The sequence below is a fragment of the Actinomadura sp. CNU-125 genome (assembly GCF_001942465.1).
In the GTDB taxonomy this organism is placed as follows: Bacteria; Actinomycetota; Actinomycetes; order Streptosporangiales; family Streptosporangiaceae; genus Spirillospora.
Map to the genome: position 1 here is coordinate 15,179 of NZ_MKJY01000003.1, position 14,470 is coordinate 29,648.

The window sequence follows — 14,470 nt, forward strand, 5'->3', positions numbered from 1 at the left end:
CCAGGGGTCAGCGGCGGCGCAGCAGGATCGAGAGCCAGGCCGAGCACAGACCCGCGCAGCACGTGAGGACGGCGGCGGGGATGGCCCAGCCGGACGGCATCGTGTACACGAGCGGGGTCAGGACGGCGAGCCAGCCCGCGAGCGCGAACGGGACGGCCATGAAGTACTTGCGAGGGGCGCCGTCGAGGGTCGTGGGCTCCAGCACGGGCGTGACGAGGGACAGCACGGCGAGGGCGAGCGCGGCGGTGCGTCCGTCCCCGAGAACGGCGCCCGTGGTCAGCATCGCCGCGCCGACGCCGAGTGTCAGCCCGGCGATCTTGTAGTGGATCGCCGAATCCACCAGGGGGCGGCGCCGCCGATCGCGGTACAGGTATAGGACGGTGAGGGTGTTGTTTCCCCAGCTCACCCATATCAGGACGGTGATCACGGCCATGACCGCCAGCCACGGGGCGAAGCAGCACCACGCGAACCACCAGCCGATCTGCGCGCGGGGGCGCGTGCGCAGCCGCCACAGGACCAGGTGCAATCTGTGCAGGGGGTTCCGGCGCAGTTCGGCCTGCATGCTCGCGCCGCGCATGCTCTCGTGGGCGGGATTGATCCGCAGCACCTCGCGGTACGCCTCGGCGGCGGCGCGGTGGCGGCCGGACTTCGCCAGCGCGAGGCCGTGCACCCAGTGGGCGAGTTCCCGCTCGGGGGCCAGTTCCAGCGCGCGCTCCGCGTGCTTGCGGGCTTCGTCCGTCGCCCTGTACTGGAGGAGGATCAAGGTCATGACGGCGTGGGCTTCGTGGTCGTCCGGGGCCAGGGCAAGCGCGCGCTCTGCGGCATCGCACGCCGGGGAGCGTTTCCCCATGAAGTAGTACGCCCACGCCAGTCTTCTGTGGACGAACACGGCGTCCGGATTGCGTTCCAGTGCGTTCTCGAAGGCGGCGATGGCCTCGCGCGAGTGACCCGCCCGGGACAGGATCGAGCCCGCCTCCGCGTGTCCCATCCAGTCGTCCGGATGGGCGGCCACGTAAACGTTCACTGCTTCCAGGGCGCCGGGGAGGTCACGCTGGCGCGACAGCGCGCGCGCCAGGTACAGGTACGCCCCGCGATTCTCAGGGTCTTCGGCCAGGGCGGTGCGGATCTCGCGTTCGGCGTCGGCGGGACGGCCCAGGTCGAGCAGGACCTTCGCGCGTTCGATGTGGACGCGCGCGCGTTCATGCCCGCGAGAGGGTGTGGCGGCGGTGCAGGAGGACGGAGAGCCAGGTGGAGCACAGGGCGAGGTAGAAGGTGATGAGCGCCGCCGGGCGCGTCCAGCCCGGGTCGAAGGTGTAGGCGATGGGGATCAGGACGGCGAGCCAGGCGATGAGGGCGAGGGGCAGGAGCAGGAACAGGGCGTCGCGGTTCCCGTCGAGCGTCGCCGGTTCCATCATGGGCGTGATGAGGGCCAGCACGGCGAGGCCGAGCAGGACGGTGCGTCCGTCGTGCAGGGCGGCGCCGAGGATCACCATCGCCGCGCCGATGCCGAGCGCGGCTCCGGCGGTCCGGTAGAGGAAGGCCGGTTCCACCAGGTCGCGGCGTTGCGGGTCGCGGTGCAGCCACAGGGCGGTGAGGAGGATGTTCACCCAGTTCACCCACATCAGCAGGGTGCAGACCACCATGAACGCGGCCCAGATCGGGAAGATGCTCAGGACGAGCCACCAGACGATCTGCGCGCGGGGCTTGGAGCGCAGCTCCCACAGGCGGCGGTGCAGGCCGAACAGCGGGTTGCGGCTCATCTCCGCCTGCAGGACCGCGCTGCCGCCGCCCTTCCAGGCGGGGTCGATGCGCAGGGACGCACGGAACGCGTCGGCGGCGTCGCGGGGCCGTCCCGTCTTCAGCAGCACCGTGGCATGTGCGCGGTGCACCACCGCGTTCTCCGGGGCCAGTGCCAGCGCGCGCTCCGTGTGCTCCCGGGCCCGGTCCTTCTCCCCGTACCTGGCAAGGGTCATGCCCAGGACGGCGAGGAGGTCGGGATCGTCCGGGGTCATGGTCAGGGCGTGTTCTGCGGCCGTCCGTGCCGCGTACCACTCGTCCAGTTCGTAGTGGGTCCACGCCAGCCGGTTGTAGATGTACGGCTCGTCGGTGTTGTGGGCCAGCGCGTGCTGGTAGGCGACCACGGCTTCCCGGTGGCGTTGGGCTTCGAGCAGTACCGAGCCCGCCTCCGTGTGGCCGACCCAGTCGTCCGGACGGGACGCGACGTAGGCGTTCACCGCGTCGAGCGCGCCGTCCGTGTCGCCCTGGATCGACAGCGCGCGCGCCAAGTACAGGTAGGCCCGCACGTTGGCGGCGTCCTCGGCGAGGACGGAGCGGGCCTCGCGCTCGGCGTCGGCGGGACGCTGCAACTGCAGCAGCATGCGCGCCCGCTCCAGGGCGGCGTCCGCGCGCGTCGCGTCCGTCACCGGCCCTTGCCGCCGATCCAGGGCAGCAGGTCGTCCCAGGTGCCGCTCTCGTTGGCGTGCATGACGTAGTTGCGGGCCGTCGCCATCCACTCGGGGACGGCCGTCGGGCGGGCGGCGCGCGCCGCGTCCAGCAGGTCGCCGGTGGCGAGCGGGAGCGGACGCCCGGCGCGCATCGCCTCCTGCAGCTTGGCCTCGACCGCCCGGTCGACGACGCCCTTGAGGTCGGCGCCCGCGAACCCGTCCGTGGCGCCCGCGACCTTCCGGAAGTCCATCTCGGCGAGCGGCACCTCCCGGCAGAGCAGGGACAGGACGGCCGCGCGCGCGGCGGCGTCCGGGGGCGGGACGAACACGAGCCGGTCGAACCGTCCGGGACGGCGGAACGCGGCGTCGAGGTACCAGGGGGCGTTCGTGGCGGCGAGGACCAGCACGCCCTCGTTGGCTCCGGCCTCCACCCCGTCGAGTTCGGCGAGGAACTGGTTGACGACCTGCCGGTTCGTGGCGTGCCGCATGTCCGAGCGGCGCGCGGCGAGCGCGTCCACCTCGTCGAAGAACAGGACGCACGGGGCGTTCCGGCGGGCCGTCTCGAACGTCGAGTGCAGGTTCCGTTCGCTCGACCCGATGTACATGTCGAGGATGTCGGACAGGCCGACGCTGATGAATCCGGCGCCGAGTTCCCCGGCGGCCGCCCGCGCGAGGTGCGTCTTGCCGCAGCCGGGCGGCCCGTACAGCAGGACGCCGCCGCCCGCGCGCTTGCCGTAGGCGGCGAACAGGTCCGGCTGCTGGACGGGGAGCAGCAGCTTCATTCGGAGGGTCTGCTTGACCTCGTCCATCCCGGCGACGTCGTCGAACGTGACGCCGGAGCCGGTCCCGGACGGTACGCGCCCTTCCGGCGGCTCGGCGTCGATCTCCTCGACCGGGACGGGCGGCGCCTGCGAATGTCCGAGGGCCGCCTCGAACGCGGGGTCGGCGAGCGCGGCGTCGCGGGCGACGGCCTCCCAGTAGCGGGGCCGGGCGGCGGGGACGTCGCCCTCCGCGACCAGCGCCTTCGCGAGGATGAGCCCCGCCTTCGGCGGGCCGTCGGCCACCCGGTCCAGGGCCGCGATCGCCGCGCCGTTCTTGCCCTGCCGCAGGAACGCCTCGGCGAGGCCCGTCGCGAGGCCCGCGTCGCCGGGGGCGAGCGCGAGCGCCTCGCGGAACTGGCCCTCGGCGTCCATGAGCAGGCCCGCGGCCAGCAGCTGCTCCGCGAGGTGGCGGCGCAGCGGCAGGTTGTCCGGTGACACCTCGATCGCTTGGCGCAGGGCGTCCAGTGCTCCCCGATCCGTCACAGACCCAGCCTTTCCGGAGGGAATCGTCCTGGCGCGATGATGCCATGCGGCGCCGACGATGATCCGCCGCATCGGGGGCACCGGTAGGGCATGGACGCCGCCTACATCACCGGGCCCGGACCGGCGGACGCGATCCGCTTCGGGCCCCTTCCCGCACCCGCGGTCGGCCCGACGGACGTGCTGGTGCGCGTGCACGCCGTCGCCGCGGACCCCGTGGACGCGCTCGTCCGTTCGGGCGCGCACCGGACGGCGATGCCCGTCCCGTTCGTCATCGGCCGCGACCTCGTCGGGGAGGTCGTGCGGGCGGGACCGGGCACCGGGTTCGCCGCCGGACGGCGGGTCTGGTGCGACAGCCTCGGGCATCACGGGCGGCAGGGCCTCCTTCGCCGAGTACGCCGCCGCGGCCGACGGCGTCGTCCGGCTGCTGCGGACGACGCCGTGGCGGCCGCGCGTCGCGGGCCGGCCGCCCCTCGCCGACACGGCCGAGGCGCACCGGCGGCTGGAGTCGGGAGACGTGCGGGGCCGCCTCCTCCGGACGCCGTGACCGGGGCGGTCAGACGCCGAGGGAACGGCCGATGATCTCTTTCATGATCTCGGTCGTGCCGCCGAAGATCGTCTGGATGCGGACGTCCTGGTACGCCTTGGCGATGGGGTATTCGGTCATGTAGCCGTAGCCGCCGTGAAGCTGGACGCAGCGGTCGACGACGCGCTTGAGCAGCTCGGTGTTCCAGTACTTGAGCATCGCCGCCTCTTCGACGGTGAGCTCGCCCTTGCTCTCCTTGACGATGCATTCGTCGGTGAAGGTGCGGGTGACGGTCAGTTCCGTCTTCATCTCCGCGAGGGTGAAGCGGTTGTGCTGGAACTTGCCGATGGGACGGCCGAACGCCTCGCGCGTCTTGCAGTATTCGAGGGTCTGCTCGAAGGCCGATTCGGCGGCGGCCTGGGCGGTCGCGCCGATGGACAGGCGCTCGCGGGCGAGGTTCTGCATGAGGTAGATGAAGCCCATGCCCTCCTCGCCGAGGAGGTTCTTCGCGGGGACGCGGACGTTGTCGAAGAACAGCTCGGCGGTGTCCTGGGCGTGCATGCCGACCTTGTCGAGGTTGCGGCCGCGCTCGAACCCGGCCATGCCGCGCTCGACGGCGAGGAGGCTGACGCCCTTGGCCCCGGCGGACGGGTCGGTCTTGGCGACGACGATGACCAGGTCGGCGAGGATGCCGTTGGAGATGAAGGTCTTCGAGCCGTTCAGGACGTACTCGTCGCCGTCCTTGATCGCGGTGGCCTTGATGCCCTGGAGGTCGGAACCGGCGGCGGGCTCGGTCATCGCGATGCCGGTGATCAGCTCGCCGGAGCAGTAACCGGGGAACCAGCGGGCCTTCTGCTCGTCGTTGCACAGCTGGCGCAGGTAGCCGCCGTTGATGTCGTTGTGCACGGAGAAGCCGGGGCCGTGCACGCCCGCCTTGGCGAGTTCCTCGTTGAGGATCACGTAGTAGCGGTAGTCGGGGTTCCCGCCGCCGCCGTGCTCCTCGGGCATGTCGATGCCGAGCAGGCCCTGCCGTCCGGCGGCGAGCCAGACGTCGCGGGAGACGACGCCGTCCTTCTCCCACTGCTCGTGGTGGGGCGCGATCTCCTTCTCGATGAAGGAGCGGACCATGTCGCGGAACGCCTCGTGCTCCTCGGTGAAGATCTCCCGTGCCATCCGGCGGTCTCCTCGATAAGTGGCTACTGATACAGGATTAATGTAACACTAGTGGTGTCACATTGAGGGGGCGGGATGGAACTGACCGTTGACCAGCTGGCCGCGCGCGCCGGGGTCAGTGTGCGGACGGTCCGGTTCTACGCCGGGCGCGGGCTCCTGCCGCCGCCGAAGCTGCGGGGACGGACCGGCCTGTACGGCGAGGAGCACCTGGCGCGGGTGGAACTCGTCCGGGAACTGCAGAGCCTCGGGCTGACGCTCGCCGCGATCGAGAAGCACCTGGAGAAGATCCCCCTCGACGCGCCGGTGGAGGACCTCGCGTTGCAGCGGGCGCTGCTGTCGCCGTGGGCGCCGGAGGACGCGGAGGTGCTCGACCGGCACGAGCTGGACCGCCGGGTCGGACGCCACCTCGACGACGAGTCGCTGAAGCGCCTCGAAGCGCTCGGCGTCATCGAGCCCGCCACCGGGGACGACGTGCGCGTCGTCAGCCCGGCCCTGCTGGGCATCGGCGCCGAACTGGCCGCGCTGTCGCTGCCGCTGGAGACGCTCGTCGCGTCCCACGAGGCCGTCGACCGGCACACCGCCGCGCTGGCGGCCGAACTCCAGGGAGTGTTCCAGGACAGCGTGGTCCGCCCCTACCGGGAGGGCGGCCGGGCGCCGGAGGACCGCGCGCGGCTCATGGAGATGGCCGGGCGGCTCAAGCCGCTGCTGATCCAGTCGCTGGTGACGTCGTTCCAGCGCGCGGTGGACGAGGCGATCCGGCGGTCGACCGAACGCTGACCGGATCCGGCGAGAACCCGGCGAACGCACGAGCCACGTGATCGCCGTCCTTTACACTCTTTCGGACCGCGGGCCGGGCCATGCTCCGGGCCCGCACGATCTCTGACGAGCGTGGGGGGCACCGGTGGGTTCCCGGGGCGCGTGTCCGTGCGGCGCACCACCCGAGCACGCCGACCAGCTCGTCTGCAAGAAGTGCTTCGTGCCGTTCGCACTGGTCGCCGAGCCCGCGACCGGGGGCGCGGGAAAGGGCGCGCTCCCGCCCACCCGAAAGGCCCCGGCCGCCTCCTCCCTGCTGCTGCTGGAGTTCCCGGACGGCCGGCTGGTCGTCGGTGCGGGCACCCGCCGCCCGCTGGGCCGCGACCCGTCCTTCAGCCCGGACGCCGCGCTGCTGGCACGGCACGACACCGTCTCCAGCAGGCACGCCGTGGTGGAGTTCCGCGAGGACGGCACGGCCACGATCGAGGACGTGGGCTCGCGCAACGCGACCTTCGTCAACGGCAGCCGCCTGGCGCCGCACCGGCCGCGGCCGCTGCGCGACGGCGACGAGGTCTGGCTGTCGACGTTGCTCGCAGGAACCGTCCGCATCACCGGGGTGGCGCGGAGGAAGGGTGACACCCGTTGAGCACACCCATCGACGACGGCGGCGGCGCACCGGACGTCCGGGCGCTCTGCTCCCACCTCGGCGTCGCCCGGGTCCGGGCGCTGAGCGACGGCGGCGAGGCGGACCTCGCGCTGGTCGAGGACGCGCGCGGCGCACGGTACGCGCTGAAGCACTACCGTCCGGGGTTCGCCGTCGATCCCGGCGTCCATGAGCGGCTGCGCGGCATCAACCACACGGCCGTCCTGCGGATCCACCGGTCCGGCGTGTTCCAGGGACGCCACTTCGAGCTGGCCGACTACTTCGCCGACCGGTCGCTGGCCGACCGGTGGGACCGGGAACCGCTCGACGCGGACGCCCTGCGCGCGCTCGTCCGGCACGTCGGCTCCGGCCTGGACGTCCTGCACCGCGCGGGCATCGTGCACCGCGACCTGAAGCCCGCGAACCTGCTGGTGCACCACGACCCGCTCGCCCCGGTGATCGCCGACTTCGGCGTCAGCCGCCCGCAGGAGCACACCCAGGTCGTGCCGGTCGTCGAGGGCACCGCCCGCTACGAGCCGCCGGAAGCCCACGAGGGCGTGGTCTCGGCCGCCGGGGACTGGTGGGCGCTCGGCATGATCGTCTACGAGCTGGCCACCGGCGAGCACCCCTTCGCCGGGCACACCGACCGCGAGATCGTCATGACCCTGGCCGCGTGGAGCCCCGACGGCAGCGGGCTGCCCCGCGAGGTCCGGCGGCTGTGCGAGGGGCTGCTCGCCCTGGACCAGCGGGAACGCTGGGACTGGGCGCGGGTGTCGGCCTGGCTGGACGGCGGCGAGCGGCCCCCCGCCACCCGGGCGGTCCCGGTCGCGATGCCGGACGGTGCGGGGATCCCGTTCGCGGGCGAGGTGCACACGTCCAAGAAGGGCTTCGCCGACGCCGTCCGGGACAACTGGGGCCTGGCCGAACGCCGTTTCCTCACCGACATGCGCACCGCGTACGGCCTCAGCGAGGGCTGGAGCATGCTGCGGGACTGGCTGCGCCGGTTCCGTTCCACCGACGACGCGGACGCCGAGCGGCTCGTCGACCTCATCGACCGGCGCCTGACCGACGACGCGCTCGAACCGGGCGTCAAGCTCCTCCACCTGCTCCGCTGGCTCGATCCCGAGGGCACGCCCGTCTTCAACGGCTCACCGATCACCGTCCCGAAGCTCGTGGAGGCGTGCGTCGGCGACCTGACCGGGGAGCGGCGTCCCCGCGCGACCGCGCAACGCGTGCTGCGGGACAGGAGGATCCAGCAGCTCCTGGCCGACTTCCCGGGCCTCGAACGGCTCCGCAGGGTGAACGCCGAGACGGCCGAACTGGGCGAAGCCTGGGGGATGGTGGTCCTGCGGGCGAACCTGCGCAGCGAAGCGTTCGTCCAGCACGACAAGGCCGACACCCCGCGCTGGACGCTGAAGTACCTCGCCGTTCTCGCCGGAGGCGAGAACGAGGCCCTGCACCGGCTCGCGGGCCGCTCCCCCGCGCCTCCGCGCGAGATCCAGGACGTGTTCGGCGTCTACCTGCGCGAGGCCGCGGCGGCCGACGAGGAGCGGCGCGCGCGCGGACGGTCCGCCGTGTTCGTCTCGATGGTCAAGATCCTGTTCGGTCATCGCGGTTTCCGGGATTCGCTCCTGCGAAAAGCGGCCGAGCACCGGAACGTAGAGCGGAATGTAGAGCAGAACGCACAGCGGACCCCAGAGCGGAACGTCGAGCAGGACTACTCCCTGGCTCGCCTGGTCGCTCTGCAGACGGAGTTCCGTGCCGGCGAGCGGGACCTGCTCTCCGAGCGCGCCAGGCGGGAGGCCGGGAAGCGGTTCCGGCGCTGGTACATGGAGTGGACGGTGCCGACCCTGATCGGCTGGGTCCTGGTGAGCGTCCTGGTGCCCCCGTTCAACAAGCCCGCGTTCTTCCTGCTCGTCCTGTACGGGGCCGCGGCGGCGGTGGGGTGCGGAATGCGCGCGCGGCGGTGCGGCGGCGCCTATCGGCCGCCCGAGTCGCTGTGGAAGTACGCGGTGAACCGCCGCTCGTACCCGAAGCCGCCGGGCCGGACCGTCCCGCTCTGGGTGCTCGTGCCGCTCGCACTGATCACGATGCTCGCCACGGCGATCCACGAACCGATCGCGGAGACGGCGGCCGCGTCCTTCATGTCGGGCCTGGTCGCGGTGCTGTGGCTGGGCGATCTCGCGGCGGCCGTCGCGCTGGCCCTTACCCGCAGTGCGTGGAACGAGGGCCATCGGCGCTCCGTCGCCGACTTCCAGAAGGAGGAGCGGCGACTGCTCGCCGCTCTGCCCGCCCATCTGCGCGACCGGCACCATCCGGTGGAGGCGGTTCCGGACGCCGGTCAGCCCGGGGGCCGCCCGCGGTAGGCGACGATCGCGCGGGCGAGCGGGTGCCCGGCGCCCAGCACCCGGTTCGCGCGGTCGGACAACCGCTCCAGGCGTCCGGCGGCGGCCGTTCGGTGGCCTCGCTCGGCCATGCAGCGTCCCCGGCCGAAGCCCGCCGCGAACATCGCCGGATGGTCGGTGTATCCGTTGTTCAGCCGCTCGGCGACGGCGGCGAAACCCCGGTCGGCCTCCTCGACCCGGCCGCCGGACAGCAGCCGCTCGGCGTCCTCCAGCCGCCGCCACGCCCAGCCGTCGACCTGGCCGGAGGCCAGCCGCCCCTTGGGCCGCCGCTCCGCCGGACGGGACGGCCGCCGCTTCGGCGGCCCGGCCGACCGCGACTCGCCCGCCAGCGTCGCGATCTCCGCCTCCGGCGGCTCGGCCGCGGTGCCGTGCGAGGACGGAACGGGGACAGCGCGCAGCGACCGCAGCAGCCCCTCCGCGTCCGGCCGGTCCGCCGGGTCCTTGGCGAGCGCCGCGTGCACCGCGCGCGCCAGCTCGCCCGGAACGTCCGGACGGACGCGGGCGAGCGGATCGGGCTGCGTCGTCCGGATGCGCTGGGCGGTGGTGCGCAGGTCACCGGCGGGATCGACCGGCGGCCGCCCGGTCAGCAGGAAGTACAGGACGGCGCCCGCCGCGTACACGTCGGCGGCGGTCCCGACCTTTCCGCCGCCGCACTGCTCCGGGGCCATGTACGCGGGGGTGCCGAGCACCGCGCCGCGCCGGGTGATCCGGGTCAGCTCGGCGACGCGCGGCGACGCCAGGCCGAAGTCGCAGACCTTCAGTGTCCCGGCCGCGTCCAGCATGAGGTTGCCCGGCTTGATGTCGCGGTGCAGGATCGGCGCCGGTCCGCGGTGCGCGAACGCGAGCGCGGACGCCAGCGCCGCGCCGTGCTCGACCGTCTCCGCCAGGCCCGGCCCCGCGCCGGGCCGCCGTCCGGCGTCGCCGTCGCGCCCGCCGAGCTCGCGCAGCGTCGGCCCCGGCAGCAGCTCCATCACCAGGAACGGGACGCCGTCGTGGAAGCCCCGGTCGTAGACCCGCACGATGTGCGGATGGTCGAGCCCGGCCAGGGCCATGGCCTCCCGGTCGAACCGGGCCATCGCCTCGGGACCCGCGATGCGCGCGTGGACGACCTTCACCGCGACCGCGCGGCCCAGCGACGCCTGGTCGGCGCGGTAGACCGCGCCCATGCCGCCTTGGGCGATGAGGTCGCGCAGCCGGTAGCGGCCGTCCAGCAGGGTGCCCGGCCCGAGCCCGCCGGTGCCGCTCACCGTTCGGACGCCTCCGCGGCCTCGCCGAGGACGGTGGCCTCCTCGCGTCCGGGATCGACCGGACCGGGGCGGTCGTCGTCGGCGGCGGTGAAGACGTACTTGCGGCCGCTCAGTTCGAGGGTGACCGTGTCGTGCAGGACCGCCGCGTGCCCCTTGCCCAGTGCGCGGCTCTCTCCGCGGTGCAGTCGCCGCGGCTCCCCCGAGTCCCCGGCGCCGCGCACCAGCGTCCCGTTCGTGCTGACGTCGCGGACGAACACGCCCGCCTCCGTGACCTCGACCTCCACGTGACGGCGGCTGATCCGCGCGCGCGCCGCGTCGTCCAGCCACTCCTTCAGCGCGATCCCGTCGTCGCCTGGCGCGCGCCCGACCACGACCGGTGTTCCCTCCGTGACCGTGAACCGGGTGACGACCGTGCCGTCCACCCGGACCTTCAGGGTCCGGCGGGCCGGTGCGGGGCCCGCGTCGATCAGCTGCGCGCGGTGCAGCGGGCAGAACGCCCCGCGCCGGGAGAACCGGGGCAGGGGCTGGCCGCCGCCGATCCGGCGCTCCCCGAAGAACACGCAGCGCTCCTCCGGGCATCGCCACCGCCGGCCGAGCCACCGCCGCCCGGCCTCCCGGACGACGCGCGCCCGCAGCCCGGCGTCCTTGATGTCGCGTTCCTCCTCGTACCGGGAGATCTCCCAGTCCGCCAGGACCGGCATCCGCCGCCACCGGACGCGCACCAGCCGGGGCGCCCCCTTCGGCGTGAACGCTTCCAGGAAGCGATCCCGGCTGCCCGGGATCCACGGATAGATCCGCATGTACTCGCGGTACAGATCGTCGGTGATCACCGGAAGCTCGGTGAGGTCGGCGAGCTGCAGCAGCCGGTCGTCGGCCACGTCCCGCGTCTCCAGCAGCCCCCCGTCGAGCCACGCGGCGAGCCGGTCCCGGTCGGCGCGCGGCAGGTCCCGGTCGCTCAGCAGGGAGTCGTCCGCGACGGCGTAGATCAGCGGGGCGCCCTCGCCGTCCCGCTCGGCCAGCCCCGCCACCAGGGCGTCGAAGCGCTCCAGCAGCGCCGGCGGCCCCGGCAGCAGGCCGCGGTCCCGCACCACGTTGGAGACGTCGACGAGGAAATGCGCGGCCCCGGCGTCCAGGATGAGACTGCGATCCGCCCTCATCCGCCGGATGCTACACAGGTTTCGTCCCTGAATCACCGGAATGCGCGGCCCGGCGTCGCCCTCCGTCGAGGGGCGGTCACGACATCTTCCACTCGCCGTCCTCGTAGTCGACGAGGCGGGGGTGGACGAGCGTGTTCACCTCGACGTCGCGCTCGCGGCGGTCCTTCGGGAACGTCTTCGCGGCCTGCAGGACCGAGTCGTCCAGGAAGCGCAGCTCGGGGACGTCCGCGGGGAGTTCGACCGGCGGCGGCTGCTCGGTGGGCGCGGCCAGCACGTATCCCCAGTCGCCGAAGCTCGGGACGTCCACGTGGTACGGGGTGGTCGCGAACCCGGCCGCGGCGATCGACTTCCGGATGCACCAGAACGATTTCGGCGCGAAGTACGGCGAACCGGACTGGACGACCATGCGGCCGCCGGGGGCGAGCGCGCGCTTCACCATCCCGTAGAACTCGACGGAGTACAGCTTGGCCGTCGCGACGTCGTCGGGGTCGGGCATGTCGACGATGATCGAGTCGAACCGTTCGCGCAGGTCGCGAAGCCAGTTGAAGGCGTCGGCGGTGACGGTGGTGACGCGCGGGTCCTCGAACGCGCCGCCGTTCAGCTTCTCGATGGGGCCGTAGGTGCGGGCGAGCCGGATCATCGCGGGGTCCAGCTCGACGAGCGTCACCTCGCGGACGCCCGGTAGCGCAGCACCTCGCGGAGCGCGAGGCCGTCGCCGCCGCCGAGGATGAGGACGCGGCCGCGCGCCCCGGCGAGCGCCGGATGGACGAGCGACTCGTGGTAGCGGTACTCGTCCACGGAGGAGAACTGCAGGTCGCCGTTCAGGAAGAGCCGCAGGTCGGTGGCGCCCGTCAGCGCCACGTTCCGGGTGATGACGATCTCCTGGTACGGCGTGCGCTCCGCGACCGCGATCGGGTCGTTGTACAGGGCCTGCCGGGCGGTGATCTCGAACCGGTCGGCGAGCGCGTACGTCCCGGACAGGACGGCGAGGACGATCGCCATGCCCGCCCACAGCGACACGCGCGTCCAGCGGCGGAGCCGGTCGCGGAACAGCCAGAGGACGACCGCGATCCCGGCGACCGCGTTGATCACGCCGACCAGCAGCGCGCCCTTGATGTGCCCGAACGTCGGCAGGAGCAGGAACGGGAACGCCAGCCCGCCGAGGAGCGCGCCCACGTAGTCGGCGGCGAACAGGTCGGCGACGGCGCTGCCCGCGTCCTGCCGCCGGATGCGCTGCAGGAGCGTCATCAGCAGCGGGATCTCCGCACCGATCAGCGCACCGATGGCGAACGCGACCACGATCAGCACTGGCTGGTACACGTGCACCCACGCGAACGCCGCGTACAACCCCATCACCGACAGGCCGCCGACGAGCGCGAGGGCGCCCTCGATGACGGCGAACGACGCGACGGGACGGCTCTGCAGCGGCTTGGCCAGCAGCGACCCGATGCCCATCGCGAACACCATGACCGACAGGACGATCGACGCCTGCGTGACCGAGTTGCCGACCAGGTAGCTGCCGAGCGCGACGAGCGCGAGCTCGTAGACCAGCCCGCAGGCGGCGCAGGTGAACACGGCCGCCAGGACGAGCGCGCGCGCGGCCCGCGCGGGCATGCGCGGGCGCCCGCCGCGCTCGTCCCCGCCGCGCTCGTCGCCGCTACGACACGCTGTCGGCGGTCACCACCCCGGACGTCATCGAGGAGGTCCTGTCGACCGGGGGATGCTGGAGGTGCTCCCGCTCACGCACATCCGCGGGCGTCGCTGCACGACTCGTTCGTCATCGTCGACGAGGCGCAGTCGCTCGAACGCGGCGTCCTGCTCACCGTCCTGTCGCGCATCGGCGCGGGCTCCCGGGTGGTGCTGACGCACGACGTGGCGCAGCGCGACAACCTGCGGGTCGGCCGCCACGACGGCGTCGCCGCGGTGGTGGAACGTTTGAAGGGCCACCCGCTCTTCGCGCACATGACGCTGACGCGTTCCGAGCGGTCGCCGATCGCGGAACTGGTGACCGACATGCTCGGCGACGTCACCGGGTGATCGCCCGCTGAAGCCACGTACCGTGCCGCCCCGGTGACCGTCCGGTCATCGGGGCGGTGCGATCTGTGCCGCAATGCCCTGCACCGAGGGTGATCGTCGCGACTCCGTCAGTTGATCTGTGACGAAGGACACAGTCGGGTCGGCGGCGGCGGGGAATCGCAGGTGGCGCCGTGGTTTGCGGGGTGTTACCGGCGAGTTGACAACGCGGCCGCCGTCCGCTCGTGTCTCGTTTTGGTTGCGGGACGGCCCTCGGACTCCGGCATTGTGTCTCCCCGTAAGCACCCCCAGAACGGTGCCCGGCCCGCCGCGCGGTCCCAGGAACGCGCGCGACGGACGGCGCGCACCGATCCGGGCCGCGGCCGTCCGGCCTCCGGACGGCACGGGCGGCGGGGGGGTGGAAGCCGTTCGCGCGCGTGCTCATGCGCGCGCGACCGTCGGAAGGACCGCCTTGTCCGGAGACCATCCCGGGTCCCCTAGGCGAGACGAACGACAGCACCTCGGCCCGCGCCCGCACGACGAGGACGTCCGCGTCGCCGGACCGTCCCGCGGAGCCGCCCGCGCCGGCGGGGACGGACGAGCCGGGCGGCGACACGCTCGGCTTCTCGACCGTCCCCGGCGAGCCCCGCAGCGCCGCGGGCGCGCCCGGGCCGGGCGACACGGCATGGGACCTTCCGGTCACCGAGCGCGTCGACGACCTGTTCGGCGCGCCCCGCGAGGAACTCTCCACCGGCCCGCGCCGTCCCGGCCCGGCCCGCGCGGGGCGGCGCCCCGGCGGCCGCCGCAG

10 protein-coding genes and 3 pseudogenes are annotated in these 14,470 nt (G+C 73.1%); 6 read left to right on the plus strand and 7 right to left on the minus strand.

Annotated elements, in window-relative coordinates:
• Nucleotides 1–7: 7 nt before the first annotated feature.
• Genes BJF79_RS00460 through BJF79_RS00470 form a run of 3 tightly spaced genes read right to left on the minus strand, consistent with a single transcriptional unit; the run spans nucleotide 8 to nucleotide 3,748 of the window.
• A complete protein-coding gene (locus BJF79_RS00460; protein ID WP_262401314.1) occupies nucleotides 8–1,183 on the minus strand; it encodes a tetratricopeptide repeat protein in 1,176 nt (391 codons plus the stop codon).
• 16 nt (nucleotides 1,184–1,199) lie between these two features.
• Nucleotides 1,200–2,423 carry a tetratricopeptide repeat protein gene (locus BJF79_RS00465; protein ID WP_075894500.1) on the minus strand — a complete coding sequence of 408 codons (1,224 nt, stop codon included), beginning with the start codon at nucleotides 2,421–2,423 and terminating at the stop codon, nucleotides 1,200–1,202.
• Nucleotides 2,420–3,748 carry an AAA family ATPase gene (locus BJF79_RS00470; protein WP_075894501.1) on the minus strand — a complete coding sequence of 443 codons (1,329 nt, stop codon included), beginning with the start codon at nucleotides 3,746–3,748 and terminating at the stop codon, nucleotides 2,420–2,422. The genes BJF79_RS00465 and BJF79_RS00470 overlap by 4 nt, the downstream gene beginning before the upstream one ends.
• 90 nt (nucleotides 3,749–3,838) lie before the next feature.
• On the opposite strand from BJF79_RS00470, the gene BJF79_RS50310 reads away from it, so the two are divergent.
• Entirely contained in the window at nucleotides 3,839–4,327 is a 489-nt protein-coding gene (locus tag BJF79_RS50310; protein ID WP_083733051.1) for an alcohol dehydrogenase catalytic domain-containing protein, read from the plus strand.
• On the opposite strand, the gene BJF79_RS00480 is transcribed toward BJF79_RS50310, so the two are convergent.
• Entirely contained in the window at nucleotides 4,302–5,444 is a 1,143-nt protein-coding gene (locus tag BJF79_RS00480; RefSeq protein ID WP_075894502.1) for an acyl-CoA dehydrogenase family protein, read from the minus strand. The two genes, BJF79_RS50310 and BJF79_RS00480, sit on opposite strands and share 26 nt — an antisense overlap.
• Nucleotides 5,445–5,519: 75 nt before the next feature.
• Here BJF79_RS00480 and BJF79_RS00485 point away from each other — a divergent pair, with 75 nt between their 5' ends.
• From BJF79_RS00485 to BJF79_RS00495, 3 genes are all read left to right on the plus strand, one after another.
• On the plus strand, nucleotides 5,520–6,221 hold the full coding sequence (locus BJF79_RS00485; protein WP_075894503.1) for a MerR family transcriptional regulator: 702 nt from the start codon (nucleotides 5,520–5,522) through the stop codon (nucleotides 6,219–6,221).
• 199 nt (nucleotides 6,222–6,420) lie between these two features.
• Complete coding sequence (locus BJF79_RS00490; protein ID WP_158079049.1) at nucleotides 6,421–6,843, plus strand: FHA domain-containing protein; 423 nt, start codon at nucleotides 6,421–6,423, stop codon at nucleotides 6,841–6,843.
• Entirely contained in the window at nucleotides 6,840–9,206 is a 2,367-nt protein-coding gene (locus BJF79_RS00495) for a serine/threonine protein kinase (RefSeq protein WP_075894505.1), read from the plus strand. Before BJF79_RS00490 ends, BJF79_RS00495 begins: the two co-directional genes overlap by 4 nt.
• On the opposite strand, the gene BJF79_RS00500 is transcribed toward BJF79_RS00495, so the two are convergent.
• The 3 genes and pseudogenes from BJF79_RS00500 to BJF79_RS00510 form a co-directional block, all read right to left on the minus strand.
• Nucleotides 9,182–10,492, minus strand: a complete 1,311-nt coding sequence (locus BJF79_RS00500) for a serine/threonine-protein kinase (RefSeq protein ID WP_075894506.1) — start codon at nucleotides 10,490–10,492, stop codon at nucleotides 9,182–9,184. The two genes, BJF79_RS00495 and BJF79_RS00500, sit on opposite strands and share 25 nt — an antisense overlap.
• Complete coding sequence (locus tag BJF79_RS54990; RefSeq protein ID WP_075894507.1) at nucleotides 10,489–11,649, minus strand: FHA domain-containing protein; 1,161 nt, start codon at nucleotides 11,647–11,649, stop codon at nucleotides 10,489–10,491. Before BJF79_RS54990 ends, BJF79_RS00500 begins: the two co-directional genes overlap by 4 nt.
• A 76-nt stretch (nucleotides 11,650–11,725) precedes the next feature.
• Nucleotides 11,726–13,263, minus strand: a pseudogene (locus tag BJF79_RS00510) (polyamine aminopropyltransferase).
• Nucleotides 13,264–13,307: 44 nt separating this feature from the next.
• On the opposite strand from BJF79_RS00510, the pseudogene BJF79_RS00515 reads away from it, so the two are divergent.
• A pseudogene (locus BJF79_RS00515) lies at nucleotides 13,308–13,686 on the plus strand (PhoH family protein); the annotation flags it as partial.
• Between the two features lie 413 nt (nucleotides 13,687–14,099).
• Nucleotides 14,100–14,470: pseudogene (locus tag BJF79_RS00520) on the plus strand (hypothetical protein); the annotation flags it as partial.